The sequence below is a fragment of the Streptosporangium longisporum genome, assembly GCF_039534895.1.
In the GTDB taxonomy this organism is placed as follows: Bacteria; Actinomycetota; Actinomycetes; order Streptosporangiales; family Streptosporangiaceae; genus Streptosporangium; species Streptosporangium longisporum.
The window spans coordinates 570724-595065 of record NZ_BAAAWD010000014.1; the positions used below are offsets into that span (position 1 = coordinate 570724).

Sequence of the window (24342 nt, forward strand, 5' to 3'; positions counted from 1 at the left end):
ATCGTCACTGAAACCTCATAAGTCACGTTATCCTCAGTGGTTTGTGAGTTTTTCGGACAATTGTCTGTCGGATCTGCCATAGGATGCCCGACCAGATCACATCGGAGAGGGGCATCGTGGGCCGCGACGACATCCAGGAACCGTACGAGGACGATCCTCGCGAGCGGACCGGCCCCATGGGAGCGGTGCCGGGGTCCGACCGCCCTGCGAGCGACGTACCGGACATGCTGGATGCGTTGCCGGACGGGTGGAGCGAGCTCGGCCTGCAGGAGGACGCGCGGGGCGACGGCACGCAGGTGATCGTTCACGTGGACGGATCCAGGGAGATCATCCGGAACGACGGGTCCAGGGAGAGGGTCTATCCCGACGACCCCCGCGAGACCACGGACGTCGCAGGCACGGTCGTGCCGCCGTACGAGGACGACGAGACGACGCGGGCGCGCGGTTTCCTGGGCGCGGGGTGGCGCGAGGAGACCGACTCCGAGCGGGAGCGCCGCGGCCGGGGCAGATCCAGGATCCTGCTGGCGGTCGTGGGCGGGATGGTGGCCGCGGGCATCGTCGGCGGCCTGGCGTTCTCCACCTCCACGCCCGGCTCGTCCGACGAGGCGTGCTCGCCCGGTGCGCGCTGCTCCGTCGCCGAACAGCCGCCGAAAACGGCGAAGCCCACTCCCGAGGAGACCGAGGAGCGCGGCGAGGACCCGTCCGCGACCGCCGAGCCGACGCCCGCTCCGAGCCGGACCGCCCGGAACCAGCCGTCCTCCCGCCCCTCCCCCACCCGGACCACCCCGTCGCGGGAGGCCGACCCGGAACCCACCCGGCGGCCCGAGCGCGACGAGGAGTCCCGGAACTCCACGCCCCCGAGGGCGGAGGTCACCTCCGAGCCCGGGGCCTCGCCGACCGAGTCGCTACCCTCCGAGAGCCCCACCCCGAGCGAGGAGCCGACGTCGGCGCCTCCGGTGCAGGACGGTGGCGGCAACGACGACTCCGGCAGGGGCGGCCTGCTCGACTGGCTGTTCTGACCCGACCGGCCGTTTCACCTCGACGGCCGTTTCACCTCGACGGCTCGTTCCGGCTCGGTCGGCTGTTCCTGCCCGGCTACTTGTTCCGGCCCGGCTGTTCGTTCCGGCTCGGCCGTTCCGGCCCGGCCGGGCGTCCGTGGCCGGGTGTCGCGGCCGGTGCGGCCCGCGCGCTCAGGCCGAGGTGCGCGGGAGCGCGTCCAGCGCGGCGATGAGAAGGTCGAGGCCGAACTCGAAGTCGGTCTCCGGATCGTGCCTGGCCAGCTCCGGGGCCAGCGCGATGACCCGGGGGAACTGCTCGGGGTCGAGCCCGGCGAAGGTGTCGGCCGGGTTCCGGTGCAGGTAGTCGAGCATCTTCGTGGTGCCGACCTCGCGCATCTGCGCGCCCAGCGCGTACGCCAGCATCGCCCGCATGATCCGGACGGACGTCTCGCCGTCGAACCCCGCGCTCTCGGCGATCGCCAGGGCCCGTTCGGCGGGCCGCAGGCCGATGGATGTGTCGATCTTGTGGGTCAGCACCACCGTCATCGACCGCGGGTTGTCGCGGGCGGTCTTGCGGAAGGCCCGGATGAGCGTCCGCGCCCTGAGCTTCCAGTCCTCGCCGGGATCGTCGGGCAGGTCCATCCCGGCCACCACGTACTCGGCCACGCCCTCCAGCAGGGCCGTCTTGTTCGGCACGTGGTTGTACAGGGACATGACGGCGACGCCCAGCTCGGCCGCGACCGCCCGCATGGACAACCCGTCCACGCCCTCGCGCTCGATCAGCTCGACCGCGGCACGCACCACGCGCGCCCGGGTCAGCACCGTACGCGCGACCGTCCCGGCTGCTCTCCTCGCCACCGGCCGGCTCCCCTTCTCTCGGTGATGGCGATGCTACAGGGGGCACCGGAGCCCGTCCGTGCGCGCTCGCGGCGAGAGGATCACGACCGCGCCGACCCGGCGACGCGGATCATCGGCCGTGCGGATCCACAGGCCCTGTGGATCCGCCGGGCCTGTGGATCCGCCGGGCCTGTGGATCACGCTCGTGGCAGCGAGAGGAGCCGGTCCACCAGCGCCCGCGCGTGGTCCGCGCCGACCGGCCTGTTGAAGAAGGCCGCGTGGAAGTAGAGCGGCGCCTGCACCACCTCGAGCAGCTCCAGCAGGGTCGGCGGGCTCTCCCCGCGCCCCGCCGCGCGGTCGAGCATCGCCTGCAGCTGGACGCCCCGGTCGAGCATGTAGACGTGCGCGGGGCCCTCGGCCCCGGACGTGGCGCCCGGGGGGACGTCCGGGGCGGCTCCGGCGTGGGTGCCGAGCATGGCGGCGCGCAGGAACAGGGCGCCCCTGGCCCCGGCCACGTCCTCGGCCAGCCGGACGGCGTACTCCTCCAGGTCCCCGCGGAGCGTCCCGGTGTCGGGGACCGGTGAGAGCCGCGTCAGCCGTTCGGTGATCACGTCGTCGATCAACGCCTGCACCGTGCCCCAGCGCCGGTAGATCGTCGTCTGGTGGACGCCCGACCGCTCGGCGACCAGCGCGATGCTGAGATCGCTCCACCCCTCCTCGGCGAGCAGGTCGAGCACGACCTGATGGACGGCGGCACGGACGCGGGCCGTGCGGCCTCCGGGACGACGGGCGGGCTGCTGGACTGCCATTCCCACACCCTAATGCAAAATTTCTTGCTTTAAGGTCTCCCAGACCCTACGCTCCTCTAAAGCAAGAGATTTTGCGTTAAGACATCGAAGGATCGCCTCCTGCCGGACGTCCGGCAGGAGGCGAACCGCCCCGGCGACCGGCCGGACGAGAGTTTCGGGAGTGTGGCGATGAAGGACTCGGCCAACGAGAGCGGCGAGAGCGGCACGGGCCACGAGGACGGCACGGGCCGCGAGGGCCGCGAGGGCCGCGAAGGCATCGTCTCGGTGGTGCTGTGGGACGTCGCCCCCGTGATCGCCACCTACTACGGGTGCCGCGCGCTGGGCGTGAGCGAGTACGCGGCCATGCTGGCCGCGACGGGCGCGGGCGTGCTGCGGGTGGCCTACGTCGCCCTCCGGCGCCGCCGCTTCGACGGTTTCGCCGCCTTCATGGGCCTGGTGTTCGGGGTCGGGTTCGCGCTCTCCCTGATGACCGGCGACGAGAGGTTCGTCCTCGCCCTCAAGTCGGTCACCACCGCGGTGGCGGGCCTGGTCTTCCTGGCGACCTGCGCCGCCGGGCGTCCGGCGGCCTTCTCGGTGGCCAAACGCTTCGGCGCCGAGAACGCGGAGACGGCACGGCGCTGGGACGTGCTGTACGCGGCCGAGCCGGCCTTCCGCCGGGTCTACCTGGTGATGACGCTGGTCTGGGGCGTCGCGCTCCTGGTCGAGTCGGCCGCGCGGATCCCGCTGGTCTACCTGCTGCCGACCGACGTCATGGCCGGGCTGTCGTCGGTCATCCTGGTCGCGACGATCGCCCTGCTCGGCCTGTGGAGCTCCTGGTACGGCAAGCGCGGCGAGCAGGCGGCCGGGGCCGCGCGCTCCCTCGCCGTCTGAGCACTCCGCCTGAGCATTCCGCCCGAGCACTCCGTCTGAGCACGCCGCGAGCACCCGACGCGTTCAGGAAACCTGCCGCGTTCAAGGCCCTCGCGGCGCGCAGGGACCCGCGGTGCGCAGGGCCCCGCGGCACTCGCTGCCCGGGGGATCCGCCGGGTCCGGGGAAGCCCGGGAGAGCGGACGGCCCCTCGCTCAGCCCGTCCGGGCCCGTCGTGCGGGTACGACGGCGTCGTGGCCGGTCCCGACGGCGTGCGCCCCGGCGCGGTACTCCTGCGGGCTGACCCCGTGCGCCCGCTTGAAGGCGGTGCTGAGCGCGAACGAGCTGCCGTACCCGACCTGGCGGGCCACCGCGCCGACGGTGGCGTCGGTCTCGCGCAGCAGGTCGGCGGCCATGGCCAGCCGCCAGCCGGTGAGGAACGCCATGGGCGGCTCACCGACCAGGTCGGTGAAGCGGCGGGCCAGGGCCGCGCGGGAGACGCCGGTCTCGGCGGCCAGGCCGGCCACCGTCCAGGGATGGGCGGGATTGTTGTGCAGCAGGCGCAGGGCCTTGCCCACCACCGGGTCGCCGTGGGCGCGGTACCACGCCGGGGCACCGCCCTCCGGACGGGAGAACCAGGCTCGCAGCACGGCGATGAGCAGCAGGTCGAGCAACCGGTCCAGGACCGCCTCCTGCCCCGGCTCGTCCTTGACGATCTCGTCGGTGAGCAGCGGGATGATCGGGCAGTCCCAGGCGTCCTCGGGCAGGACCAGCAGCGGGGGCAGCGCCTCCAGCAGGCGCCGGCTGATCTCCCCGCGCATCTGGTAGGCACCGGTGAGGATCACCGCCGGCCCGTGCGGGTCGTTGCCCCAGGTGCGCACGCCCAGGCTCATCGCGTCGGAGAGGTCCCGCCCGTCGACGGTGGTGCAGTGCTGCCCGGGGTGGATCACCACCTGCGGGGGCGTGGCAGGATCGTCGGCGACCGTGTAGGGGGCGGGACCGCGGATGACGGTGACGTCCCCCGGGCCCAGCCGTACCGGGTCCCCGTCGTCGGGGACGACCCACGCCTCGCCCCGCACGACGGCCGCCAGCGCCAGCGGCGCCCGGTCCTGGATCCGCAGGGACCAGGGCGGGCTGAGGATCGAGCGGAGCAGGAACGCTCCCCGGGCCCTCGGCCCGTCCAGGAAGTCGGTGAGTGCGTCCATCACCTCACCCTAGACGCCGGAACATGGAAGTGCGCTTCTCAACCATGGTCCGTCTCAGCCGTTGACGGTTCACTGGACACATGACGGAGAACACTCACACCGAGAGCGACAAGAACGACACCCCGGCGACGCTGGTCCTCGGCGGGACGGGCAAGACCGGACGGCGGGTGGTGGAGCGGCTCACCGCGCTCGGCGTGCCGGTGCGGGCCGGTTCCCGCTCGGGCGAGCCGCCGTTCGACTGGAACGACCCGGCGACGTGGGCGCCGGTGCTGCGGGACGTGGGCTCGGTGTACCTGACGTACCAGCCCGACCTGGCGTTCCCCGGCGCCACCGAGACGGTCCGCTCGTTCGTCGCGCAGGCGGCCGGCAGCGGCGTACGGCGGCTGGTGCTGCTGTCCGGCCGGGGCGAGGAGGAGGCCGGGCTGAGCGAGGAGACGGTCCGCGGCTCCGGGCTGGAGTGGACGATCGTGCGGGCGTCCTGGTTCTGCCAGAACTTCAGCGAGGACTACCTGCTGGACCCGGTGCTGGCCGGGGAGATCGCGTTCCCCGCGGGCGACGTGAAGGAGCCGTTCGTCGACGCCGACGACATCGCGGACGTCGTGGTCGCGGCACTGACGCAGGACCGGCACGTGGGCGAGCTCTACGAGCTCACCGGCCCCCGGCTGCTGACCTTCGCCGACGCGGCCGCGGAGATCTCCGAGGCGACCGGCAGGCCGATCCGCTACGTGGCGGTCTCCCCGGAGGAGTACGAGGCGGCGATGGTCGAGTACGGCGTCCCCGCCGAGCACGCCGCGCAGCTCACCGCGCTGTTCGGCGCCGTGCTGGACGGCCGCAACGCCCATCTGGGGGACGGCGTCCAGCGGGCCCTCGGCCGGGAGCCCAGGGATTTCACGCGGTACGCGCGCGAGACCGCCGCCACCGGGGTCTGGGGCGGCTGACCCACCGGCCACACGCCCCGGCCCGGCCTGATCCGGTCCGGGCGGGGCACGGCCGCCGGCACCGACGGGACGGACGACGCGCCGCCCCCACCGTGTTCCCGTGTTCCCGTGTTTCCGTAACGTCCGGTGACGACCGCGAAGGTCGCGTACCCGCTGACGACCGTGGAGGTCGCGAAGATGACACTGTTCCGAAGCGTCGCGCTGGTCGGCGCGACCGTCACCGTGGGGCTCACGGCGGGCCTGTTCTACGCCTACGCCTGCTCCGTCATGCCCGGCCTGGGCCGGGCCGACGACCGTACCTTCGTCACCGCGATGCAGCGGATCAACGTGGCGATCCTCAACGGCTGGTTCGGCGTCTGCTTCGCCGGCGCCGTGCCGCTGATCGCGCTGGCCGCGGTCCTCCACCTGCGGGGGGACGGCAGGCCCGTGTTCCCGTGGATCGTGGCCGCGTTCGTGCTGTACGCGGTCATGCTCGGCATCACGTTCGCGGTCAACGTGCCGCTCAACAACGCGCTGGACGCGGCCGGGGATCCCGACCGCGTCGCGGACCTCGCGGCGGTGCGCGAGCGGTTCGAGGGGGCGTGGGTCCGCTGGAATGTCGCGCGCACGGTGGCGTGCGTCGCCGCCTTCTCCTGCCTGGCCTGGGCCCTGGTGCTGCACGGGCGCATCGGGTCACCGGCCGGATGAGCCGTACCGGATGTCTCCGCCACGGGGGCGCGAGACATCCGGTACGTCACGGCCGGGAGACGTACGGGCGAGGGACAGTGCGGTCGAGGGACCGCGCGGCCGAGGGGGACCGCGCGGCCCGGGGTGCGGCGTCGACCGGTTCCCGGCCGAGCTGAGTTCGCGGCCGGGGTGGGTTCGCGGCCGGGGTGGGTTCGCGGCCGGGGTGGGTTCGCGGCCGGGGTGGGTCCGCGGCCGGGCTTCTGCCAGGATGCCTGTCTGCCGGTCCACCGCGCGTCCCGCGGGGACGACGGACCGGCGCGTCCCGGGAGGCCGGCCGGGACCGCAGGTGCCGGCCGCTGACGAGCAGGGGGCTCGCGATGACCCGACACCGCATTCTCGCCGTCGACGACGATCCCTCGATCCGGCGCGCGCTACGGCGGGGACTGCGGCTGGGGGGCTTCGACGTGAAGACCGCCGACTCCGGCCGGCAGGCGCTGGACCTGGTGGACGAGACCGAGATCGACGCGATCGTCCTCGACGTCTCGATGCCCGGTCTGTCGGGGATCGAGACGTGCGGCCGGTTGCGTGCGCGCGGCGCGGAGGTGCCGGTGCTGATGCTCTCGGCCATGGACGAGGTCGCCGACCGGGTGGCCGGGCTGGCCGCAGGTGCTGACGACTACGTCGTCAAGCCGTTCGACCTGGACGAGCTGGTGCTGCGGCTGCGCGCGCTGCTGCGGCGGGCCGGTCGCGCGACCGGGGAGACGGCCGGGGAGACGGTCCGGGTGGGGCCGCTGACGGTCGACCCGGCCGCCCGGCGGGTCGTCGTGGACGGCCGGGAGGTCGAGCTGACCCGGCGCGAGTTCGACCTCCTGGAGGTCTTCGCGCGCAACGCGGGCCTGGTGCTGTCCAGGCCGGTGCTGCTGGAGCGGGTCTGGGGATACGACTTCGAGGTGACCGGCAACGCCGTGGACACCTTCGTCGGCTACCTGCGGCGCAAGCTGGAGGCGGCGGGCGAGCCGCGCATGGTGCACACGGTGCGCGGCGTCGGGTTCGTGCTGCGGGACGTGCGGGGGTGAGGCTGTCCACCCGGTTCGCGGTCTGCCTCGCCGTGCTCGTCCCGCTGCTGGTGCTGCTGGGCGGCATGCTCGTGCTGAGCCTGGTCTCCCACGACCTGAGCACCGAGCGGGACAGGGGGCTGGCGCTGCGGACGCGCGCGCTGGCGCCGATGGCCACGTCGTACATGTGGCGGGTCCGCCTGGTGCCGGAGGTGCATCCCGACCTGATCGCCCGGCGGCTGGCCACGGCGGCGCTGAGCGCCGGCAACCCGGGCGGGGTGCGCGTCGACGTCTCCGGTGCCGCGCCGCTCGTCATCGGGGACGTACCGGCCACGATGCCCGCGACCGGCCGGGACGGACCGGCCACCTTCTCCGGCGGCGGGCGGAGCTGGCGGTTCACCACCTCCGGCCTGGGCGTCCTGAAGGGCTCGGGCCGGCTGTGGGTGTTCGAGGCCGAGGAGCACCTCGACCGGGACCTCGCGGTGCTCCGTGAGCGCGTGGTCCTGGTCACCCTGGTCGCCGCGGCGGCGGGTGCCATGGCCGGTTTCCGGCTCGGCAGGCTCGCGGTACGGCCGCTGACGGTGCTGCGCCGGCAGGCCCGGGAACTCGACGTGCCCGCCGTCTCGGACACGCGGCTGGCGACCGCCTCCGGGGTCGTCGAGGTCGACGAGCTGGCCCGCCTGCTCAACGAGCTGCTGGACCGGCGGGACGCGGCGGTGACCCGTACCGCCGAGGCGCTGGAGACCGCCCGCGCCTTCGCCGCCACCGTCTCGCACGAGCTGCGGACCCCGCTGACCAGCATGGGCACCAACCTCGGCCTGCTCGACCACCCCGGCCTGGACCCGGCGGAGCGAGCCGAGGTCATCGCGGACCTGCGGGCGGAACACGACCGGACGCAGCGGCTGGTCACCATGCTCCGCCGCCTGGCGCGGGGGGAACTGGTCGAGCCCGCCGCCTTCACCGGGACCGACCTGGCCGAGATCACCGCCACCGCGGTCGAGGAGGCGCGGCGCCGCCACCCGGACGCCGCGATCACCCTCTCCGGTACGGGGGACCTGCCGGTGAGGGGATGGGACGAGGGGCTCCGGGTCGTCGTCGACAACCTCCTCGACAACGCCGCGATCCACGGCGTGGTCCACGACGCGGACGGCACCGGTCACGCGGTGGTCACCGTGACGCTCCGCACGGCGGGCGGGGAGGCGGTGCTCGGCGTCCAGGACACCGGGCCGGGCATACCGCCCGCCGAGCGCGAGTCCGTCTTCACCCGCTTCCACCGGCGGGCCGGCAGCCCCGGGGCCGGTCTCGGCCTCACCCTCGTCCGGCAGCAGGTCCTGCTGCACGGCGGCACGGTCACGGTGACCGGCCCGGAACCGGGCCCGCCGGACGGCGCCGAGCCGGGCGACGCCGGCCCGGGCACGGGAACGCGTGTCGAGGTGCGCCTGCCCGTGGAGGACGCGCGATCCGCCGGAACCCTCCCGGCTCCTGCCAGAGATCTGCCATGAAAGTACGTCATGATCCCTGCCGTACCAGAGCGGCCGGCTCGCCGCCCGGACCTGTGGAGGGACCATGAGCATCAGTCGTCGTCTGCGAAGACCCGCCGTCGCCACGGCCGCCGTACTGGCCGTGACCGCCTGGGCGGTCCCCGCCGCCGCCCTTCCGGGGACGGCGGCCCCCGGCCCCGCCCTCGCCGCCGCGCCCGCGGCCCACGCCTCCCCCACCCCCGGGACCGGGAGAGCGCCCACGACCACGAAGGGCACGGCCAGGAAGCGCGCGACCGGAAAGGCCGGGGCCGGAAGGGTCAAGGCCGCAAAGGCCGCGCCCGGTTCCCTCGACCTGGTGAACCCCTCGGCCACCCCGGTCACGCTGACGAGCGCCCCCCGGACGCTCTCGGTGACCTACACCCACGAGGGGCGGCAGCACACCCTCGCCGACTTCCTGCAGCGCACCGGGACCAACGGCTTCGTCGTCCTGGACCGCCAGAAGATCGTGTACGAGCGTTACGTCTCGGCGGACCGGGACACCCGCTTCCAGTCCTGGTCGATGGCGAAGTCCTTCACCTCGGCCGCGGTCGGCATCGCGCTGCACGAGCGCCTCATCTCCTCGATCGACGACCCGGTGACCACCTACCTGCCCGAACTGCGCGGTTCGGGGTACGAGGGGGTGTCCATCCGGAACCTGCTGCGGATGTCGTCGGGCATCGAGTGGGACGAGCGCACCGACGTGCCGCGCGTGCAGGTGGCCGCCAACCAGGGCAGGCCGGTGGCCAGGATCGCGGCGCGGCAGGTACGCGGCTGGGAGCCGGGCAGCAGGTTCGAGTACACGAGCATGAACTCCTTCGTGCTCGCCAAGCTCGTCGGCACGGTCTCCGGCGTCCCGTTCCACCGGTACGTGCAGGAGAGGATCTGGAAGCCCGCGGGCATGGAGTCCACGCTGGGCGTCGGCAACGACGGCAACGACGACAACCTGGGTTACTGCTGCTTCCACGCCACCGACCGCGACTTCGCCCGGTTCGGCCTGCTCTACCTCAACGACGGGGCGGCCAAGGGGAGCCAGGTCGTGCCGAGCTCATGGGTGGACCTGTCGACCAGGCCGTCGGCCTCCTTCAACACGGGCTACGGGCTGCACTGGTGGCTGGGCGGCGACGGCGGGGACGACTTCATGGCCGCCGGGTTCGGCGGGCAGTACATCTACGTCTCCCCCGAGCACGACGTGGTCATCGTCAAGTCGGTCGCCTCCAACGCGGAGAACGACCAGCGCGAGGCCGTGACGGCGTTCCGCGCCGTGGCCGCGGAGGTGGCGAGAACCCGCCCGTGACCGGGAAGGCCCGCCCGCGACCCGCGACGCCCGTTCGCGACCTCCGGGGACCCGCTCGTGATCGCCGGGACCCGCCCGTGACCGGTGAGGGCCCGCCCGTGACCGGGAAGGCCCGCTCGTGATCGCCGGGGGGCCGTGGCGCGGCGGCCGTCACGCGCGCAGCAGCTCCACGACCGCGCCGATATCGGCCTCGCCCCAGCCGCGCTCGGCCGCCTCGGCGTAGCGCCGCTCGACCAGCCGGGCGATCGGCAGGGCGGGCCCGTCCGGCTCGGTCAGGCCCGCGGCGAGCCGCAGGTCCTTGGCGGCCAGGCTGGTCGTGAACCAGCCCCGGTGGTCACCGCCGAGGACGTCGTCCAGCCGGTCGTGCAGGGCCGGGGCGACGGTGGGCCAGCGCATCAGCAGGTCGTGCAGGAGCGTGTCGTCGGCGCCGGCCGCCCGGCCCGCGGCGGCCACCTCGGCGAGCACGGCGATCCCGGACATGAGCAGGTAGTTGTTCAGAAGCTTGAACACGAGCGCGTCGCCCGGGTCGCGGCCGCAGTAGGAGAAGGAGGCGAACAGCTGCGACCACACCGGTCCGAGCGCGTCGACGTGGCCGCGCTCGCCGCCCACCAGGACCATCGCCCGTCCCTCGACGACGGCGGGCGACGAGCCCAGGATCGGCGCGGCCACGAACCGGCCTCCCGGGGCCAGGTCGCGCAGCGCCCGCGCGGTGTCCGGGGCGACCGTGCTCGTGTCGGCCACCACCGGGCCCCCGGACGGATCGCCGGAACCGATCTCGGCGAGCCTGGACATCACCTCCCGGGTCGCCCGGTCGTCGGTGAGCGAGAGCAGCACCCCGTCGGCCCCCCGCGCGGCCTCGGCGGGCGAGCCCGCCTCCACGGCGCCGAGGTCGACCAGCTCGCCCGCGCGGCCCGGCGTACGGTTCCACACCGTGACCGGGAATCCGAGCGTCAGCAGCCGCCGGGTCATCGCCCGCCCCATCACGCCCATGCCGAGTACGGCGACGCGCATAGATCATCCCCCCTTCCCGCCATTGTGCCCGCGGCCACCGGGCGCGCCCCGGCGCCACGCGGTGACCCGCGACGATCCCCGCCACCCCGTGCCGTCCCGCGAAGGTGCGCGAGGGTGCGCGGCCCGGGGTCAGGACGGGTACGCGTGCGTCTCGGTGGCCTTGACCGACGCCCAGACCGACAGGCCCGGGGTGAGGTCGAGGTCGGCGACCGCGGCCGGGGTGACGTCGGCCGAGGCGGTGATCGGCCCCTCCAGGTGGATGCGGACGTTGTCGCCGTGCCGCTCGACCCCCTCGATCGTCGCCTGCCAGAGGTTGCGCGGGCTGCCGTCCGGGCGGGTCCGGTAGAGCGCGACCGCGCTGGGCGGGAAGGCGACGAAGACCGGACCGTCCTGCTGCTCGGCGACGCTGAGGACCACCTCCCCGACGGTCACCCGCCTGCCCGAGGCGGTGCCCCGGTAGAGGTTGAGGCCGACCAGCCGGGCCACGTAGTCGGTCCGCGGGCGCCGGGCGACCTCGGCCGGGGTGCCGTGCTGGACGACGGTCCCGTTCTCGACGACGACCAGGCGGTCGGCGAGCACCATGGCGTCCAGCGGGTCATGGGTGACCAGGACGGTCGCGCCGGCGAAGTCCGCCAGGTGGCGGCGCAGCTGGGAGCGGACCTCCAGGCGGGTGTGCGCGTCCAGCGCGGCCAGCGGCTCGTCCATCAGCAGCAGGCGGGGACCGACGGCCAGGGCACGGGCCAGGGCGACCCGCTGGGCCTGCCCGCCCGACAGCCGGCGCGGCCTCGCCGAGGCGTACGCGGCCAGGCCGACGCGCTCCAGCCACGCAGCGGCGGTGCGCCGCGCCTCCGCCCGGGGAACGCCGTGGCAGCGCGGCCCGAACGCGACGTTCTCCAGGGCCGACAGGTGGGGGAACAGCAGGTAGTCCTGGAAGACCATGCCGATCGGGCGGCGTTCGGCCGGCAGGGTGTGCAGCTCGCGCCCGTCCAGGACGATCCGTCCCGCGGACAGGCCGGTGAGCCCGGCCAGCGCGCGCAGCGCGGTCGTCTTGCCCGCACCGTTGGGGCCGAGCAGGGCGACGACCTGGCCGGAGGCCACCTCCAGCTCGATGTCCAGGCCGAAACCGGGGCGGGTGACGACGAGGTGGGCGTTCAGCGTCACGGCCCGCCCACCCATCGGTCGCGCAGCCCGGCCAGGATGATCACTGAGACGGCCAGCAGGACCAGGCTGAGCACGATCGCGGCCTCGGGCTCGGTCTCCAGGGCCAGGTAGACGGCCAGCGGCATGGTCTGGGTACGGCCGGGGAAGTTGCCGGCGAACGTGATGGTGGCGCCGAACTCGCCCAGCGCGCGGGCCCAGCACAGCACGGCCCCCGCGATGACGCCGGGGGTGATGAGCGGCAGCGTCACGCGGCGGAACACCACCCAGCGGGAGGCGCCCAGCGTCGCCGCGGCCTCCTCGAAGCGCGGGTCCGCGGCACGCAGCGCGCCCTCGACGCTGATGACCAGGAACGGCATGGCGACGAACGCCTCGGCCACCACGACGCCCGCGGTGGTGAACGGCAGCGTGACGCCGAAGGTCTCCTCCAGCCACCGGCCGGCCAGGCCGCGCCTGCCCAGCACGAGCAGCAGGGCGACCCCGCCGACCACCGGCGGCAGCACCAGGGGAACGGTGATCAGCGCCCGTACCAGGCGGCGGCCGGGGAAGGTGACGCGGGCCAGCAGCCACGCCAGCGGCACGCCGAGCAGCAGGCAGACCAGTGTCGCCACGGTCGCGGTCACCAGCGACAGGCGCAGCGCCTCCAGCACCTGCGGCTCGGCCAGCCTGCGCGGCAGGGACGACCAGGGGGCGCGTACCAGCAGCCCGGCCAGCGGCAGTGTCAGGAAGGCGATCCCCACCAGGGCCGGCAGCACCAGCACCCAGGGCGGGCGGCCCGTCACGCCGGCGGAGGACCGCCCGGGCTCACCCCTCATCGGCCCCCCGGCCCGCCGCTCGCCCGCCCGCCGCCCGCGAGCCGGTCACCGACCGGCTCACCGCTCACCGGCCCGCCGGTCCACCGGCTCGCGGCGCGCGTCATCGGCCCGCCGTACGGACGTCCTCGGGGATCTCCACGACGACGTTGGTGGACTTGATCACGGCGACCGCCACCACGCCCACGTCCAGGCCCAGCTCGTCGGCGGCCTGGCGGCTCATCAGCGACACCACCCGGTACGGCCCCGCGGCGATCTCCACCTGGGCCATGACCGCGTCCCTGACCACCTCGGTCACGATCCCGCGGAAGCGGTTCCGCGCCGACGAACGGCCCGACCCGCTCTCGGCCTCGATCTGCCCGCGCGCGAACGCCGCGAGATCCTCGCCGGTCACCGTCCGATGGCCGTGATCGTCCCGCCGGGCGGGGAGCCGGCCGGCGTCCACCCAGCGGCGGACGGTGTCGGGACTGACCCCCAGCAGCGCGGCGGCCTCGCCGATCCGGAACATCGTCACGAGGAGTCAGCCTACCTTCGCACTTACCGGTTTCCGCGTCCCCGCCCCACGGCATCCGCGTCGTGCCCCGGCACCCCGCCCTGGCAGCTGAGAGGACGTGGCCCCTCGCCCGGCCGCGGATCCCGGTGTCAGCCCATGCTCTTGGTGCCGTCGAGGGATTCGCGGATGATGTCGGCGTGACCGGCGTGCTGGGCGGTCTCGGTGATGATGTGCATCAGCGTCATGCGGGCCGACCAGTGCGCGCCGGGCTCGAACCACGGGGCCTCCGGCAGCGGCCGGGCGGCGTCCAGGTCGGGCAGGGTGGCGACCACCTCGTCGGTCCGGCGGGCGACCTCGGCGTAGTCGGCCAGCACCCCGGCCAGCGTCTCCCCGGGGAGCAGCTTGAACTCGTCCTCCCGCCGGGCCCAGTCGGCCTCGGTCATGGCGGTGAAGTCGCTCCGCGCCGCCGGGCCGTTCAGGATGAAGTCCACCCAGCCCCGCTCGACCGACGTGACGTGCTTGATCAGCCCGCCCAGGCACAGCTCGCTGACCGTGCTCCGCCGCCCGGCCTGCTCGTCGGTGAGGTCGCGGACGGTGAACCGCAGGAAGTACCGCTGCTTGGCCAGCATCGCCAGCAGATCCGCGCGCTCCCCGGTGACGGCGGGCGCGCCGGTGACGGACGCGCCGGTGGTGACGGGTGCGTCGGTGACGGGTGCGTCGGTGTCGTCCAGGGTGGCCGTCGCGCCGACGTTCGTGGCCTCGCTCATGGTCTCCGCCTTCCGTTCCTCTGTTCCGCGGTCAGGTTCCACGCTAGGCCGCATAGCGGTCACTTCCTGACCTGAATCACGGAAGAATCGACACATGGCCAACACGAGCTCCCGGACGCTGCGACTGCTGTCGCTGCTGCAGACCCACCGGTACTGGCCGGGCACCGAACTGGCCGAGCGGCTGGGCGTCTCGGCCCGCACCCTGCGCCGGGACATCGACCGGCTGCGCGAGCTGGGCTATCCGGTCGAGGCGCGGCGCGGCGTGGACGGCGGTTACGAGCTCGCCGCGGGCGCGTCGCTGCCGCCGCTGGTGATCGACGACGAGGAGGCGGTCGCGCTGGCCGTGGGGCTGCAGGCCGCGGCGCGGAGCGCGGTGGAGGGCGTCGCCGAGTCCTCGGTGCGGGCGCTCACCAAGGTGGCGCAGGTGATGCCGGCCCGGCTGCGACGCCAGGTCGAGGCGCTCCGCGCGATGACCGTGCCCGCGGAGTGGGACGGCCCGGCCGGGGCGGGGGTCGACCCGGGCGTGCTCACCGCGGTCGCACTGGCCTGCCGGGACGGTGAACGGCTCCGCTTCTCCTACACCGCCGCCGGCGGACGGCGCACCGACCGGCACACCGAACCGCATCGGCTGGTCTGCCTCGGCCGCCGCTGGTATCTGGTCGCCTACGATCTCACCCGGCACGACTGGCGCAGCTTCCGGGTCGACCGGCTCGCCGCGCCGCAGGGCGACGGCTCCCGGTTCCGGCCCCGCGACCTGCCCGCCGCCGACGCCGCCGAGTTCGTCCGCTCCGGTCTGGAGATGCTGCCCCGCCCCTACCGGGTGGAGGTCTTGGCCGACGCCCCGGCCGCGGTCGCGCGGGAACGGGTCGGCAGGTGGTGCACGGTCGAGGAGGTCGACGCCGGGCACTGCCGGGTGCGCATGACCTCCGACTCCCTGGACTGGCCGGTCATGGCGCTGGGCGTGCTCGGCACCGACTTCCGCGTCCTCGGCCCGCCCGAACTCCTCGAACGGGTCCGCGACTGGGGCGCCCGGTTCGGCCGGGCCGGGGCCTGATCCGCCTCCCGCCCCTGCTTCCGCCTCCGCGATCCCTCGGCGGCAAAGTCGTTACCTTGCAATTTTTTGTCGAAACATTGCGGTAACTTGTCCGTCATCTTATGGTGTGGGCAGTTCTGCCGGGCACAGCGGCGGCCGGCACGCCCCCCGACCGTGACGCCGTACCGGCTCTTCTCCCCCCCAAGAAGGGTCACCCGATGAGGAAAACCGGCAGATTACGCGGCTGGACGACGGCCACGGCCCTGGCGCTCACGGCGGGAGCGCTGGTCGTCCCGGCCGTCATGTCACCGGGTGCCTCGGCCGCCGTGGCGGTCGACTCGATCTTCGACGTCCCCGGGCGCGGGGCGACGGTCCCGTTCACCGAGTTCGAGGCCGAGGACCCGGCGCACGCCACCACGAACGGCCAGGTCATCGGGCCGGACCGCATCTACGGCCGCCTCCCCTCCGAGGCGTCCGGCCGCAGGGCCGTGACCCTGGACGCGGTCGGCGAGTACGTCGAGTTCACCCTGACCAAGCCCGCGAACGCCGTCACCGTCCGCTACAGCGTGCCGGACAACGCCGCGGGAACCGGTCTCAGCACCCCCGTCAGCCTCCGGGTCAACGGCTCCCACCTCAAGGACCTGACCTTCACCTCGAAGTACGGCTGGTACTACGGCGGCTACCCCTTCAACAACACTCCCGGCGGCAGCAACCCGCACCACTTCTACGACGAGACCCGGACCATGTTCGGCTCCACCCTCGCCGCGGGGACGAAGGTCCGCATCCAGGTCTCCACGACCGCCGTCACCAACTCCGTCACGGTCGACCTGGCCGACTTCGAGCTCGTCGGCGCCCCGATCGGCCGCCCCGCGGGGTCGCTGTCGGTCGACGACTTCGGCGCGGTCAAGAACAACACGAACGTCGACAACACGGCCGCCTTCCAGGCCGCGGTCGACGCGGGCAGGGCCCAGGGCAAGGAGGTCTACATCCCCCAGGGCACGTACAACCTGTACGACCACGTGATCGTGGACGGCGTGACCCTGCGCGGGGCCGGACCCTGGTACAGCGTGCTGGGCGGGCGCCACCCCACGCAGCGCAACAGGGCCGTGGGCGTGTACGGCAAGTACGTCGGCGAGGGCGGCCCGAGCCGCAACGTCATCCTGCGGGACTTCGCCGTCATCGGCGAGATCACCGAGCGCGTCGACGAGGACCAGGTCAACGCCATCGGCGGCGCGATGAGCGACTCCGTGGTCGACAACGTGTGGATGCAGCACACCAAGGTCGGCGCCTGGATGGACGGCCCGATGGACAACTTCACCATCAAGAACAGCCGCATCCTCGACCAGACCGCCGACGGCGTGAACTTCCACATCGGCGTGACCAATTCCACCGTGACGAACACCTTCGTCCGCAACACCGGTGACGACGCGCTGGCCATGTGGGCCGAGCGGGTGCCGAACGTGAACAACAAGTTCACCTTCAACACCATCGGCGTGACGCTGCTGGCCAACCACCTGGTCACCTACGGCGGCAGGGACATCCAGATCACCGACAACGTGGTGGCCGACAGCGTCAGCAACGGCGGCGGCATCCACATCGCCAACCGCTACCCGGGCGTCAACTCCGGCCAGGGCACCGCGGTCTCCGGCACCCACACCGTCGCCCGCAACACCCTGATCCGTACCGGCAACTCCGACTACAACTGGAACTTCGGCGTCGGTGCCCTGTGGTTCAGCGGGCTCAACGAGCCGGTCAACGCCACCGTCAACGTCACCGACACCGACATCCTGGACAGCTCGTACGCCGCCATCCACTTCATCGAGGGCAGCACGAGCACCGTCAACTTCAGGAACGTGAAGGTCGACGGCACCGGCACGTACATGATCCAGGCGCAGTCACCGGCGAACACGACGTTCACGAACGTCAGCGCGGCCCACATCGGCGCGGGCGTCGCGATCCACAACTGCGTCGGCAACGGCTTCGCGATCGCCGCGGGGGCCGGGAACACCGGCTGGAGCCCGTCCGACCGGGTCTGCACGGGCACCTGGCCCGCGCCGAACTACATCTACCCCGGCAACGGCGGCAACCCCACCCCCACCCCGACCGTGACGCCGACCGTCACCCCCACCCCGACGCCCACCCCCACCGTCACCCCGCCGTGCAACCCCGGCACCGGTGACCTCGCCCGCGGCAAGCGGGTCGTCGCGAGCAGCCAGAACCAGGGCTTCACCGCCGGGAACGCGGTCGACGGCAACGCCGACACGTACTGGGAGAGCGCCGGAGGCACCTTCCCGCAGTCGATCACCGTGGACCTGTGCGGCGTCGTCCGGGCGCAGCGCGTCGAGCTGAGGCTGCCCCCCGCGGCGGCCTGGAACACCCGTACCCAGACCGTCGCCGTGCAGGGCTCGATCGACGGCACCGCCTTCACCACCCTGTCGGCCGCGGCGTCCCGCACGTTCGACCCGGCCACCGGCAACGCGGTGAGCATCCCGATCGGCGCGGCCGACGTCCGTCACATCCGGCTGACCGTCACCGGCAACACCGGCTGGCCCGCGGCGCAGCTGTCCTCGGTCGAGGTGTACGGCACCCCGGGTGCCACCCCCACACCGACCGTCACGCCCACGCCGACCCCGACCGTCACGCCCCCGGCCGGCAACCTGGCGCGGGGCAGGAGCACCACCGAGAGCGGTCATGCCGACGTCTACGGCTCGGGCAACCTCGTCGACGGCAACGCCGGGACCTACTGGGAGAGCGCGAACAACGCCTTCCCGCAGTGGGCCACCGTCGACCTCGGCAGCGCCGTCTCCGTCCGCAGGGTGACCCTGAAACTGCCGCCGTCGGCGGCCTGGGCCACCCGCACCCAGACCCTGTCCGTCCAGGGCAGCGTCGACGGCTCGGCCTTCACCACGCTGGCCGCGTCCGCTCCCCGCGTCTTCGACCCCGCGACCGGCAACACCGTGACGATCACCTTCCCGGCCACCACCCAGCGTCACCTGCGGGTCAACGTCACCGCCAACACCGGCTGGCCCGCCGCGCAGCTGTCCGAGCTGGAGGTGTACGCCTCCTGATCCGGAGCCCGTGAGGGCGGAAGACCAGGCGATCGGGGCCCGGGCCGGTGGCATGCCGGCCCGGGTCCCGGCCGTCCCCGCGGCTCCGGTGACGGGCGGGACCCGCCGGGGCGCCCCCTCAGGGAAACTCGTCAGGGGAACTCGTCCGGGTCGGACGGCACCAGGACGTGCGGGTCGTCGGCGGGGGTGGTCTCGTACCGCGGCTCCGCCCCGAGGCTCAGCGCGAGCCGCCGGGCCAGCCCGGTGTTGCGGCGCGGGTCGAGCCTGCGGACCGCCGTCTCCAGGGCGTCGCGGCTGCCGACGACGACCACCCAGGAGCGTGCCCGCGTGACCAGCGTGTAGAGCAGCTTGCGGCGGAGCATGACGCCCCCGGCCTCGCCGACCAGCGGCGCGACCACGAAGGGGTACTCGCTGCCCTGGGCACGGTGCACGCTGACGGCGTAGGCGTGGGTCAGCTCGTCGAGCTCACCGAAGCCGTAGCGCACGGTCCGGCCGTCGTCGGTGCGCACCTCGACGGCCCGCTCCTCCGTGACGATCGAGGTGACCGTGGCGGTGTCACCGTTGAAGACGCCCTTGTCGTAGTTGTTGCGGATCGGCATGACGCGGTCGCCGACCCGGAAGACCGACGCGCCCGACCAGTGCTCGGCCACCCCGTCGCGGGCCGGGTTGAGCCGCTCCTGGATCATCCGGCCGAGGTCGACCGTCCCGGTGGTCCCCCTGCGCATCGGGCACAGCACCTGGACCTGGTCGGGGTCCACCCCCTGCTTGCGCGGGATCGCCACGGTCGCCAGGTGCATCACCCGCTCGGCGACCTGCCCGGGGTCGTCGATCTCCTCGAACCAGAAGCCTCCCCCGCCGGGGGTCTCGGGCACCTGGCCGGCCAGGATCCGGTGGGCGGCCCGGATGATCCCGCTCTCCTCGGCCTGGCGGAAGACGCGCGTCAGCCGGATCCGCGCGATCGCCTCGACCCGCAACAGGTCGGCCAGCACGCTGCCGGGGCCGATGCTGGGAAGCTGGTCGCTGTCGCCCACGATCAGCAGGTGGCTGCCGGACGGGATCGCCGAGGTGAGCCGGGTGGCCAGGTGCAGGTCCAGCATGGACGCCTCGTCGACCACGATCAGGTCGGCCCGTACGGGCGTCTGCTCGAACAGCGCGCCGCTGTCCGGGTCCGGCTGGTGGGCCAGCATCCGGTGCACGGTCATCGCGGGCATGCCGGTGAGCTCCGACAGCCGCTTGGCCGCCTTGCCGGTCGGCGCGGTGAGCGTCACCGTGCCCCCCATGGCCCGCACCGTCGCCGCGACGACCCTGACGGTGTGGCTCTTGCCGCACCCGGGGCCGCCGGTGAGGACGGACACGGTGCTGGTCAGCGCCATGTTCACGGCCACCCGCTGGTCCTCGTCCAGCCCGGGGTCCTCCTGGAAGGCGCGCATGGGAAGCGTCGAGGGCGCCTGGCAGAGCCGGGTCAGGTTGGCGGTCAGCCGCAGTTCGCGGCCGTGCAGCTCCTTCGGGTAGACCACGTCCGGTCCCCGGCCGTCCGGTGACGCCTCGACGACCACCCGGCGCTCGGCGACCAGGGCGTCGAGCGTCCCGCGGACGCGGTCGTGGTCCTGGCCGATCATCTCCACGGTCTGGGCGACCAGCGCGACCAGCCTCATGTAGCAGTGCCCGTCGCGGACGGACGCCGTCTCCAGCCTGTCCATGAGCGCGGCCTTGATCCGCTCCGGGCTCTCCTCGGAGACGCCCGACCGCAGCGCGACCCGGTCGGCCGTGGCGAACGCGATGCCCCTGACCTTGCCGATCATGCGGTACGGGTCCCGGGTGAGGACCTCCTCGGACTCGGCCCCGAAGACCTGGTAGATCTTCGCCGCCAGCAGCGGGCTGATCCCGAAGCCCTGCAGCACGACCATCAGCGCGGCGATCGCCTTCTGCTCCTCCCAGGCGTCGGTGATCTGGGCCTGCCGGGTGGGGCCGATGTTGACGACCTCGGTGAGCCGGGCCGGTTCGGTGTCGATGACCGTGAGCGTCGCCTCGCCGAAGTGGCTGACGATGGCGTGCGCGAGCCGGGGGCCGATGCCGCGGATCAGGCCGGACCCCAGGTAGATGCGGATGGCCCGGACCGTGGCCGGGACCAGCCGCTCGCACGCGACGACCTCGAAGCGCCTGCCGTGGCGCGGGTGCTCGCCCCACTCGCCGGCGAGCCGGAGCGTCTCCCCCGGCTGGACCCCGCCCAGGGCCCGCCCGGAGGCGACGAAGCCGGGAAGCCCCTCGGCGCTCATGCGCGCGATCGTGTACTCGTCCTCGCGGACGTACACCAGCTGATCGACGGATGCCTCCACGACCGGCGACCGACCCTCCCCCACCGCTCTCACCTCACACTTCAGACATCAGACCAGCCGCTGCGGCCTTCCCACAAGTCGCGTCCCCGCGCCGGTGGTTATGCTGGCCGCAGGGACACGGCTACCGGGGGGCGCGCATGGTCAGGCCCCGGGCGCGCGCGACCGTGCGCGACGTCGCGGCGGAGACGGGCCTGTCGATCGCCACGGTCTCGCGGGTCCTGAACGGCCGCGCCAACGTCGCCCCGCACACCCGGGACCTGGTGCTGGAGGCCGTCGGACGCCTGGGGGGCCAGGCGCCCCGGCCGCGCGCCGCGCAGGAGGCGACCACCGGTGCCACGATCTACGTACGCTGCCCCTACCTGCTGACCGACTACTTCGGGCTCATCGTCTCCTCCATCGGCGAGACCGTCGACCTGCACGGGGGGCAGGTGATCCTGGGCACCGGGGAGGCGACGCAGCGCGCCCCGGTGCTGTCCACCCTGCCAGACCGCACCGACATCGCCGGGGCGATCCTGATCCTCCCCCCGGAGCCGGGCGAGGAGCTCGTACGGCTGCGGGACCGGGGGTTCCCCTTCGTGGTGATCGACCCGCGGACGCCGCTGCCCAGGGACATCGTGGCGGTGTCGGCCGCGCACTTCGCGGGGGCCCGCAAGCTGATGGCGCACGTGGTGGGGCTGGGGCACCGCCGGGTCGGCATCATCGGCGGCCCGGTGAAGTGGCTGCCCAGCGAGGCCAGGATGGCCGGCTACACCGCGTCGCTGGCCGACGTCGGCGTCCTGCCCTCGGCCGAGCTGCAGCGCAGCGTGCCCGAGCCCAACACCGAGCACGGCCACCGCGCGGCCTGCGAGCTGCTCGACCTGCCCGAACGGCCCACGGCGCTGGTCGCGTTCAACGACAAGATGGCGGTCGGGGTGCTGCGGGCGGCGGCCGAGCGCGGGCTGCGCGTCCCCGAGGACCTGTCGGTCGCGGGTTTCGACGACATCGACCTGAGCCGGGCGACGTGGCCGATGCTGACCACGGTGCGCCAGCCCCTGCAGGAGATGGGCCGGATGGCGGTCACGCTGCTGATGCGGCTGCTGAGCCGGCACACGCTGGAGGCGCTGCACGTCTCCCTGGGGACCGACGTGATCGTCCGCGGCTCCACGGGACCGGTTCCCCGCTGATTTTTGTTTCATTTGTTTCATGTACGCGACCGTGCTCTTTGCGCGTGAAATGCGTGGTTTCGAGCCTTGACAAGTGATTTCTGCGTGTGTTGTTCTGAGCTGTAACAGGCAAGTTTCTTGCTTGTTACATTAGTTTCAGCGACGGTTCCGGGGAACGCGCGCTCCGGCGCGGGCCCACCGGATGTCGCGGGCCCGATCGCCACCCCCCGAAAGGACCCCCGCCGTGCCCCGATCCCCCCGCCGGGTTCTCACCCTGGCCCTGGCCTGTGCCGCCGCCCTGTGGGCGAGCGGGCCCCTGACCGCCGCACCGGCCCTCGCCGCCGGTGAACCGGTGAACATCTGGCTCACCACCACCTCCGACGCGGGCGGCCGGAACGTCACGCGCGGCCTGCAGCAGCAGTCCCCGATCGCGTTCGGCCCCGCGGGCGGGAGCGCCGCCCACACCGTCACGGTCAACGAGAACACCACCTACCAGCGGTTCGAGGGCGGCGGAGCCTCGATCACCGACACCACCGCCCACCTGCTGCGCGGCGGCGCCGTCAGCGCGGCCACCCGCGACACCGTGATGCGCAGGCTCTTCCACCCGGTCGACGGCATCGGCCTGTCGTTCGTGCGCAACCCGATCGGCGCCTCCGACCTCTCCCGGCCCGGCCACGTCTCCCTCGACGACACCTGCTGCGACCTCGGCGACTTCGGCGCCAACGGGTACGACACCAACGTCCGCCTGCTCACCCAGCAGGCCAGGACGCTCAACCCGGCCCTGCGCGTCAAGGGCGTGCCGTGGAGCGCACCCGGCTGGATGAAGGACAACGGCCGGATGGACCAGATGGGCTGGCTCAAGTGGGAGCACTACCCCACGTACGCCCAGTACCTGGTCAAGTACATCCAGAGCTACCAGAACGCCGGGATCCCGGTGAACTACATCTCCGTGCAGAACGAGCCCAACTGTTGCAAGGCGCACAACCCGCCCGAGATGGACTACCCCGGCATGAGCTGGAACTCCTCCGGGCTGGCCGAGTTCACCAAGAACCACGTCTACCCGGCCTTCCGGGCCGCGGGCATCACCACCAAGGTCCTGGTGCACGACTGGAACTACGGTGACTACGCCGGGATGGGCGCCGGGGTGCTGAACGACGCGGGCGTGCGCAACGACCCGCTGTTCGGCGGCATCGCCTGGCACGGCTACGGCGGCGACCCCGCGATCGGCACGCAGGTGCACGACCAGTACCCGTCGGTTCCGCAGTTCAGCACCGAGCACTCGGGCGGCACCTGGATCGGCAACCAGCACGACGAGGACCTCTCCGACATCGTCACCTACGCCCGCAACTGGAGCGGCAGCCTGGTCAAGTGGAGCCTGGCGCTCAACCAGAACATGGGCCCGCACAACGGCGGCTGCGGCACCTGCACCGGCCTGATCACCGTGCAGGAGGGCGGCTCCCGGGCCGGCCAGGTCGACTACACCGTCGAGTACTACACGACCGGCCACCTCACGAAGTTCGTCAGGCCCGGCGCGCAGCGGATCGACTCCACCGCCAACGGCACGATCCAGAACGTCGCCTGGCGCAACACCGACGGCTCCAAGGCGCTGATCGCGCACAACCGCGGCACCTCGGCGCAGTCCGTCCGGGTCGACTGGGGCGGCCAGTCCTTCGTGTACTCCCTGCCGGGCCGTACCACCGCGACCTTCACCTGGTCCGGGACGCAGAGCGGCAACCCCGGCAATCCCGGTAACCCCGGCGGAGCCGTCACCGGCCTGGGCGGCAAGTGCATGGACGTCGCGGGCGCCGGCAGCGCCGACGGCACGGCCGTCCAGCTCCACACCTGCAACGGCACCGCCGCCCAGCAGTGGACCCGCCCCGGCGACGGCACCGTCCGCGCGCTCGGCAAGTGCCTCGACGTCGCCGACCGCGGCACCGCCAACGGCAGCCGCCTGCAGCTGTGGTCGTGCTCCGGCGGCGCCAACCAGCAGTGGGCCTACAACGCGACGACCAGGGACCTGGTCAACCCCGTCGCGAACAGGTGCGCGGACGTCACCGGCAACACCCCGGCCGACGGCACCCGCCTGCAGCTGTGGGACTGCACCGGCGCCGCAAACCAGAAGTGGACGATGTCCTGACCCGCGCCCCCGCGCCGGTCGCGGGGTGGTGCTCCCCGCCCGCACCGCACGCGGGGACCGTCCGTCCCCCTGAGATCCCGGACGCGGTGACCGGGCGACACGGCCGACCTCCCGCGAACGGGCCCGTCTCCCTCCCGGGGCGGCATCCTTGACGCGATCGTGGAAGACGAGGGCGATTACCCAGGGTGATTACGGCGCACGAGGTCCCATGCCAGT

Annotated in this window: 20 protein-coding genes; 11 read left to right on the forward strand and 9 right to left on the reverse strand. The window is 73.2% G+C overall.

The features are described 5' to 3' along the window. The first annotated feature begins 83 nt into the window (after window positions 1-83). Window positions 84-1019: a hypothetical protein gene (locus ABD832_RS25880; protein WP_344899840.1), complete on the forward strand. Its 936-nt coding sequence runs from the start codon at window positions 84-86 to the stop codon at window positions 1017-1019. A gap of 171 nt (window positions 1020-1190) precedes the next feature. Here ABD832_RS25880 and ABD832_RS25885 read toward each other — a convergent pair whose 3' ends face one another. Beyond that, window positions 1191-1856, reverse strand: a complete 666-nt coding sequence (locus ABD832_RS25885; RefSeq protein ID WP_344899842.1) for a TetR family transcriptional regulator — start codon at window positions 1854-1856, stop codon at window positions 1191-1193. A gap of 176 nt (window positions 1857-2032) precedes the next feature. Then, window positions 2033-2644 (reverse strand): TetR/AcrR family transcriptional regulator, encoded by a 612-nt coding sequence (locus ABD832_RS25890; protein ID WP_344899844.1) that lies wholly within the window; start codon window positions 2642-2644, stop codon window positions 2033-2035. A 168-nt stretch (window positions 2645-2812) separates the two neighbouring features. Here ABD832_RS25890 and ABD832_RS25895 point away from each other — a divergent pair, with 168 nt between their 5' ends. Beyond that, window positions 2813-3514, forward strand: a complete 702-nt coding sequence (locus tag ABD832_RS25895; protein ID WP_344899846.1) for a VC0807 family protein — start codon at window positions 2813-2815, stop codon at window positions 3512-3514. Between the two features lie 192 nt (window positions 3515-3706). Here the strand turns inward: ABD832_RS25895 and ABD832_RS25900 are convergent, their stop codons facing one another. Continuing rightward, window positions 3707-4696: an AraC family transcriptional regulator gene (locus ABD832_RS25900; protein ID WP_344899848.1), complete on the reverse strand. Its 990-nt coding sequence runs from the start codon at window positions 4694-4696 to the stop codon at window positions 3707-3709. An 80-nt stretch (window positions 4697-4776) separates the two neighbouring features. Here ABD832_RS25900 and ABD832_RS25905 point away from each other — a divergent pair, with 80 nt between their 5' ends. The 5 genes from ABD832_RS25905 to ABD832_RS25925 all read left to right on the forward strand — a co-directional run bounded on the left by ABD832_RS25905 (window position 4777) and on the right by ABD832_RS25925 (window position 10169). After that, window positions 4777-5634 (forward strand): NmrA family NAD(P)-binding protein, encoded by an 858-nt coding sequence (locus ABD832_RS25905; protein WP_344899850.1) that lies wholly within the window; start codon window positions 4777-4779, stop codon window positions 5632-5634. Window positions 5635-5760: 126 nt separating this feature from the next. Then, window positions 5761-6321, forward strand: a complete 561-nt coding sequence (locus ABD832_RS25910; RefSeq protein ID WP_344899852.1) for an anthrone oxygenase family protein — start codon at window positions 5761-5763, stop codon at window positions 6319-6321. A gap of 356 nt (window positions 6322-6677) precedes the next feature. Beyond that, window positions 6678-7376 carry a response regulator transcription factor gene (locus ABD832_RS25915; RefSeq protein ID WP_344899854.1) on the forward strand — a complete coding sequence of 233 codons (699 nt, stop codon included), beginning with the start codon at window positions 6678-6680 and terminating at the stop codon, window positions 7374-7376. Then, a complete protein-coding gene (locus tag ABD832_RS25920) occupies window positions 7373-8857 on the forward strand; it encodes a sensor histidine kinase (RefSeq protein WP_344899856.1) in 1485 nt (494 codons plus the stop codon). The genes ABD832_RS25915 and ABD832_RS25920 overlap by 4 nt, the downstream gene beginning before the upstream one ends. Before the next feature lie 64 nt (window positions 8858-8921). Next, window positions 8922-10169, forward strand: a complete 1248-nt coding sequence (locus ABD832_RS25925; RefSeq protein WP_344899858.1) for a serine hydrolase domain-containing protein — start codon at window positions 8922-8924, stop codon at window positions 10167-10169. 150 nt (window positions 10170-10319) lie between these two features. Here ABD832_RS25925 and ABD832_RS25930 read toward each other — a convergent pair whose 3' ends face one another. The 5 genes from ABD832_RS25930 to ABD832_RS25950 all read right to left on the reverse strand — a co-directional run bounded on the left by ABD832_RS25930 (window position 10320) and on the right by ABD832_RS25950 (window position 14410). After that, window positions 10320-11180, reverse strand: coding sequence for an NAD(P)-dependent oxidoreductase (locus ABD832_RS25930; RefSeq protein ID WP_344899860.1), 861 nt, complete (start codon window positions 11178-11180; stop codon window positions 10320-10322). A 129-nt stretch (window positions 11181-11309) separates the two neighbouring features. Further along, entirely contained in the window at window positions 11310-12341 is a 1032-nt protein-coding gene (locus tag ABD832_RS25935) for an ABC transporter ATP-binding protein (RefSeq protein ID WP_344899862.1), read from the reverse strand. After that, window positions 12338-13153, reverse strand: a complete 816-nt coding sequence (locus tag ABD832_RS25940) for an ABC transporter permease (RefSeq protein WP_344899864.1) — start codon at window positions 13151-13153, stop codon at window positions 12338-12340. The genes ABD832_RS25935 and ABD832_RS25940 overlap by 4 nt, the downstream gene beginning before the upstream one ends. Before the next feature lie 100 nt (window positions 13154-13253). Continuing rightward, complete coding sequence (locus ABD832_RS25945) at window positions 13254-13664, reverse strand: TOBE domain-containing protein (protein ID WP_344899866.1); 411 nt, start codon at window positions 13662-13664, stop codon at window positions 13254-13256. A gap of 128 nt (window positions 13665-13792) precedes the next feature. Continuing rightward, window positions 13793-14410, reverse strand: coding sequence for a DinB family protein (locus tag ABD832_RS25950; protein ID WP_344899868.1), 618 nt, complete (start codon window positions 14408-14410; stop codon window positions 13793-13795). 94 nt (window positions 14411-14504) lie between these two features. Here ABD832_RS25950 and ABD832_RS25955 point away from each other — a divergent pair, with 94 nt between their 5' ends. Continuing rightward, window positions 14505-15464 (forward strand): helix-turn-helix transcriptional regulator, encoded by a 960-nt coding sequence (locus ABD832_RS25955; protein WP_344899870.1) that lies wholly within the window; start codon window positions 14505-14507, stop codon window positions 15462-15464. A gap of 197 nt (window positions 15465-15661) precedes the next feature. Further along, window positions 15662-18511: a galactose-binding domain-containing protein gene (locus tag ABD832_RS25960; RefSeq protein ID WP_344899872.1), complete on the forward strand. Its 2850-nt coding sequence runs from the start codon at window positions 15662-15664 to the stop codon at window positions 18509-18511. A 131-nt stretch (window positions 18512-18642) separates the two neighbouring features. Here the strand turns inward: ABD832_RS25960 and recD2 are convergent, their stop codons facing one another. Then, window positions 18643-20871 carry an SF1B family DNA helicase RecD2 gene (gene recD2 / locus ABD832_RS25965; protein WP_344899874.1) on the reverse strand — a complete coding sequence of 743 codons (2229 nt, stop codon included), beginning with the start codon at window positions 20869-20871 and terminating at the stop codon, window positions 18643-18645. Window positions 20872-20984: 113 nt separating this feature from the next. Between recD2 and ABD832_RS25970 the strand changes: the two genes are divergently transcribed. Next, window positions 20985-22010: a LacI family DNA-binding transcriptional regulator gene (locus ABD832_RS25970; protein ID WP_344899876.1), complete on the forward strand. Its 1026-nt coding sequence runs from the start codon at window positions 20985-20987 to the stop codon at window positions 22008-22010. A 223-nt stretch (window positions 22011-22233) separates the two neighbouring features. Further along, entirely contained in the window at window positions 22234-24126 is a 1893-nt protein-coding gene (locus tag ABD832_RS25975; RefSeq protein ID WP_344899878.1) for a ricin-type beta-trefoil lectin domain protein, read from the forward strand. Window positions 24127-24342 lie beyond the last annotated feature (216 nt).

Excerpts from the sequence above, each read along its gene's own strand:
- ABD832_RS25880 (WP_344899840.1), top strand. The coding sequence starts at position 84 with ATGCCCGACCAGATCACATCGGAGAGGGGCATCGTGGGCCGCGACGAC.
- ABD832_RS25890 (WP_344899844.1), bottom strand. The coding sequence starts at position 2,644 with ATGGCAGTCCAGCAGCCCGCCCGTCGTCCCGGAGGCCGCACGGCCCGC.
- ABD832_RS25895 (WP_344899846.1), top strand. The coding sequence starts at position 2,813 with ATGAAGGACTCGGCCAACGAGAGCGGCGAGAGCGGCACGGGCCACGAG.
- ABD832_RS25900 (WP_344899848.1), bottom strand. The coding sequence starts at position 4,696 with ATGGACGCACTCACCGACTTCCTGGACGGGCCGAGGGCCCGGGGAGCG.
- ABD832_RS25905 (WP_344899850.1), top strand. The coding sequence starts at position 4,777 with ATGACGGAGAACACTCACACCGAGAGCGACAAGAACGACACCCCGGCG.
- ABD832_RS25915 (WP_344899854.1), top strand. The coding sequence starts at position 6,678 with ATGACCCGACACCGCATTCTCGCCGTCGACGACGATCCCTCGATCCGG.
- ABD832_RS25925 (WP_344899858.1), top strand. The coding sequence starts at position 8,922 with ATGAGCATCAGTCGTCGTCTGCGAAGACCCGCCGTCGCCACGGCCGCC.
- ABD832_RS25930 (WP_344899860.1), bottom strand. The coding sequence starts at position 11,180 with ATGCGCGTCGCCGTACTCGGCATGGGCGTGATGGGGCGGGCGATGACC.
- ABD832_RS25940 (WP_344899864.1), bottom strand. The coding sequence starts at position 13,153 with ATGAGGGGTGAGCCCGGGCGGTCCTCCGCCGGCGTGACGGGCCGCCCG.
- ABD832_RS25950 (WP_344899868.1), bottom strand. The coding sequence starts at position 14,410 with ATGAGCGAGGCCACGAACGTCGGCGCGACGGCCACCCTGGACGACACC.
- ABD832_RS25955 (WP_344899870.1), top strand. The coding sequence starts at position 14,505 with ATGGCCAACACGAGCTCCCGGACGCTGCGACTGCTGTCGCTGCTGCAG.
- ABD832_RS25960 (WP_344899872.1), top strand. The coding sequence starts at position 15,662 with ATGAGGAAAACCGGCAGATTACGCGGCTGGACGACGGCCACGGCCCTG.
- ABD832_RS25970 (WP_344899876.1), top strand. The coding sequence starts at position 20,985 with ATGGTCAGGCCCCGGGCGCGCGCGACCGTGCGCGACGTCGCGGCGGAG.